This window comes from Photobacterium makurazakiensis, assembly GCF_050336715.1.
In the GTDB taxonomy this organism is placed as follows: domain Bacteria; phylum Pseudomonadota; class Gammaproteobacteria; order Enterobacterales; family Vibrionaceae; genus Photobacterium; species Photobacterium makurazakiensis.
Window position 1 is genome coordinate 1 of sequence record NZ_JAKJSJ010000124.1, and the last position, 4,064, is coordinate 4,064.

At 40.6% G+C, this 4,064-nt stretch carries 4 protein-coding genes; 1 reads left to right on the plus strand and 3 read right to left on the minus strand.

The window, feature by feature from the left end; genetic code table 11:
- Window positions 1–293: 293 nt before the first annotated feature.
- Entirely contained in the window at window positions 294–620 is a 327-nt protein-coding gene (locus L4D09_RS28455) for a hypothetical protein (protein ID WP_428460904.1), read from the minus strand.
- Window positions 621–755: 135 nt separating this feature from the next.
- Window positions 756–1,505 carry an alpha/beta hydrolase gene (locus L4D09_RS28460; protein ID WP_428460905.1) on the minus strand — a complete coding sequence of 250 codons (750 nt, stop codon included), beginning with the start codon at window positions 1,503–1,505 and terminating at the stop codon, window positions 756–758.
- Window positions 1,506–1,826: 321 nt separating this feature from the next.
- On the opposite strand from L4D09_RS28460, the gene L4D09_RS28465 reads away from it, so the two are divergent.
- Window positions 1,827–2,000, plus strand: coding sequence for a hypothetical protein (locus L4D09_RS28465; RefSeq protein ID WP_428460906.1), 174 nt, complete (start codon window positions 1,827–1,829; stop codon window positions 1,998–2,000).
- Between the two features lie 552 nt (window positions 2,001–2,552).
- Here the strand turns inward: L4D09_RS28465 and L4D09_RS28470 are convergent.
- The gene (locus tag L4D09_RS28470) at window positions 2,553–3,404 is read right to left on the minus strand and encodes a PhzF family phenazine biosynthesis protein (RefSeq protein WP_428460907.1); all 852 of its coding nucleotides are present in this window, start codon (window positions 3,402–3,404) and stop codon (window positions 2,553–2,555) included.
- Window positions 3,405–4,064 lie beyond the last annotated feature (660 nt).

The window sequence follows — 4,064 nt, forward strand, 5'->3', positions numbered from 1 at the left end:
ATTCAACAGTGCGGATTCATAAATTTGAGAGAGACAAGGCTATTTGTACCAATGAACATTGGCATGAAATTAAAGTTAACCGCACCATTTCACGGAACGATTTTCACTGCATTGCGGCCCACATTGAAACCACAAAATAACCAGCGACAATGAAACCTAAATTGTAAGAAATAATGGCATATAACGCCTTGCTAAGTTGCAGCTAACAATCACTGAACTAAAATAATCACCGGAATCTCTGAACTCAACCAAACCGAAAATGCCGAGTGTTAGCTGTCGACTTGAGCAATTTGTTAATTGGCTTTTTTGTGTACAAATTTATACCTAGTAACCACAACAAAAAACAAACCTACAACAAAAAGGACTGCGCCCGGTGCTGCGTCGGTTACTGTTGATTCAGAACCAAATATTTTGGCAGTCCAACTAGTGGAACCTGCAACACCATTTAGAAACAGTACTATTCCACCAAGGATACTAAAGAGCCCTAATATTTGCCCAATAACTGCATAAATCAACTCGTATTTTGCCAATGAAAGCTGTGTTTTGCTGTCTGTAGTTGGATCGACGAACGATTGATTAACTACAAAAACCCTTTCGTTTTTATCTTTATTGTCTGCCATCTATCCTCCTTGCCAATTAACGCCTGCATAACACGTTTGCTACGATACCAGCTTAACTGAATTTTACTGCCTTAATCACTGAAACTAAAGACAAACTGACAACGCCGAGTGTAGCAAATCGTGTTGATGCGATTGTTATGCCTGTTGTTTCAATTTGGTACAAGACTCTCCAGACAGAAAACCTTTAGTGATTAACCTAACCTTATTCATTACTTTTTCTGAACCGTAATCAGTTAAATCCATGTGTTTCGAATTTTCAATTTCGACAATACAACTATGATATTTACTTTGCTCTTTTTCAGTTAACAGAGCACTAGCCACTGTCGGATATTCGGTCGCTCTTATTGATAACACTTGGATCTTAGCTGTTTTTGGCAGAGCTACTCTACGATGATCTAATGTGATAATTTTGCTTATGTATGACTTATTTTCAGAAGCTAGCCATGCTGATATATCACCACCATTTGAATGCCCAACTAACAGAATATTCTGAAAATCATACTCAGGATAACGAAGTGATATATTACTTTGCAGAAAATCTAACGTGTCTGCACCACGCTTCCAATTTTCGATCCTAGTTTGATATAAATCCCCTTTTTTAGATAAAGGAGGATCATTTGGTAATTCATGATCAACAGCAACAGTTAAATAACCCATTTCATTTAAATTTTGAACCATTAACTGGTATTTCAAATACGGGACTTTATAACCAGCACTAACAAATGCAACCTTACACTTATTACTCGTAGTGCATAAATCCTTTTGGACAGGAAAATCTACAGTTATTGGAATATTTCGCTCTCGGTTGGTATCGTAAATATCCAAAGAAGTTGCCATAACTGAGCTAGTTAGTAACGACAACGCAAGAGGTACTGCAAATTTCATAAAATTCCTTATTTATATCAAAACCATAGAAAGGCATAACGCCTAACATAAGTTGCGCCCCACTTAACCCACCAAGCGCACCGAACTCCATACCAAAAATGCGCAGTAAAAAGCGTCAACTTAATGTTTTTGTTATGGCTTAATCCACCTGATTTGCTTGTGTTTTTTCATAACACACAACATCCTGAGGCTGCGCTCTTCATCATGCAAGATAGTATCAACAAAAGCGCGAGCTCACTGGCAAAGAACCTGAAAGCGACTTTGTAAACACATAGGCCAACACGCGCCGACTCTCCTGCTCTTGTTGCGGCTCGCGGACTTGTGTTTACAAATGCACAAGAGAAGAACGAACCTTGTGATCACCGGACAATAACCGCAACTTGCGATGAGCGATTCTCACTGCATTACGACAGAAAAGTGATTGATGAAACGGCCGCCATTGATGACCTGGACTATGGTGACTACAGTGAGGGAAAAGACATAACGCCCTTGTGAAGTTGCCCGCCACTGAAACAAAACCTTGCCCCATAATCACAAAAGCCAATTCATACTAAAAATGCCACGTGTTAAGGGTCAACTTACACAGCTTGTTATATGAACACTGAATTTAAAGCGGCTTGGCCGCCCCACCGAGACAGCAGGAAATACAACCCAATACCGCGACGCTGACTGTAACCGAAAACACCACGCTACCGTCAACTAAAATACAAGCTTGGCTTCGTAATTTCAGCAACTTAGTAAGCACTGAAAGCATAACGAACCAACACGAAATTCAACAGTGCGGATTCATAAATTTGAGAGAGACAAGGCTATTTGTACCAATGAACATTGGCATGAAATTAAAGTTAACCGCACCATTTCACGGAACGATTTTCACTGCATTGCGGCCCACATTGAAACCACAAAATAACCAGCGACAATGAAACCTAAATTGTAAGAAATAATGGCATATAACGCCTGCAATAAGGTGTGCCCCATTGAGCCAACAAAGTACACCGAACTCCATACCAAAACCGCCGAGTACAACGCATCACCTTGATTGCTTTGTTAAATTTCTTGTTTTTCACCAAGCTTAACAACTTGCGTCAGCACAACACTCACGGTCAGTTCAATGGTATCACTTTGATTTTGATTAACTTGGAAGTATCCGCCTTGCGCTGATAGTTGATTCACTTCTAGCTTCTTTAGTGATAACCGATTTGACCAGTATGGAACTAATGAACACTGAGCAGAACCTGTAGCAATATCTTCATTAATGCCAATACTAGGAGCAAAGTACCTTAATACGTAACCGCTAGTTCCTTTTTGAGCAGTCAAGATCACTGCATGGTACTCACTAATATTTTTGATTACATCAAAGTCTGCCTTGAAGTTACGAACTTGCTCTTCACTTTCGAGAACTACAACCAAGTCCCTCGTTGCGAATACATCAATTGCCTCCAGATCAAGCAGCTTGCTGTATTTTGACAATTCAGAGGTACACTCTGAATCCCAACTAGGCATAGCCATCGTATAACCATTAGCGCATTTATTAACTGAAACTGTTCCATGTTTATTAAGAAGCTCGGCAACAGGATCATGACTTGGATTAATCTCAAAGATAGTAGCAGCGGCAGCTAAGCTACCATGCCCACATAGATTAATTTCCATTTCACCCGCAAACCAACGAATCTCATAACCTTGTTCTACATCAACAATAAAAGACGTAACTGGTTGCCCTAAGTTTCGAGAAATAGCTTTTAATTCGTATGCTGGTAACCAAGAATTGAGTTTTACAACGGCAGCAGGATTTCCCTTTGCCTTCTTACCTGTAAACACATTGAATATATACGCGTTGATAGTTTGCTCCTCTTTGAAATTTAACGCCTTGTGAAGTTGCCCGCCCCTAAACCAAAACATTACGCCGTAAGCACACGAGCCAATTCATACTGAAAATGCCACGTGTTAAGGGTCAACTTGCACAGTTTGTTATATGAACACTGAAATCAAAGCGGCTTGGCCGCCCCACCGAGGCAGCAGGAGATGCAACCCAAGACCACGATACTAACTGTAACCCCGAGCACCATGCTACCGCCAACTGAATTACAAACTTGGCTTCGTAATTTCAGCAACTTAGTAAACACTGAAAGCATAACGAACCAGCACCAAATTCAACAGTGCGGATTCATGAATTTGAGAGAAACAAGGCTATTTATACTAATGGATACTGGCATGATATTAAGGTAACCCGCACCATTTCACGGAACGATTTTTACTGCATTGCGACCCACATTGAAACCACAAAACACCCAGCGGCAATGAGACCTAAACCGTAAGGAATAATGGCATATAACGCCCTTGTGAAGTTGCCCGCCACTGAAACAAAACCTTGCCCCATAATCACAAAAGCCAATTCATACTAAAAATGCCACGTGTTAAGGGTCAACTTACACAGCTTGTTATGTTCGGGTCTTAAGATGCATGTGTAGCAAAACAACACTTTTCCCTTCATACGAAATTCGAGGTTCTGCGCTATACGGCACAAAACCAAGCTTGGCATAAAGTAGCAAAGCTCGTGTG

Excerpts from the sequence above, each read along its gene's own strand:
- L4D09_RS28455 (WP_428460904.1), bottom strand. The coding sequence starts at position 620 with ATGGCAGACAATAAAGATAAAAACGAAAGGGTTTTTGTAGTTAATCAA.
- L4D09_RS28460 (WP_428460905.1), bottom strand. The coding sequence starts at position 1,505 with ATGAAATTTGCAGTACCTCTTGCGTTGTCGTTACTAACTAGCTCAGTT.
- L4D09_RS28470 (WP_428460907.1), bottom strand. The coding sequence starts at position 3,404 with ATGTTTTGGTTTAGGGGCGGGCAACTTCACAAGGCGTTAAATTTCAAA.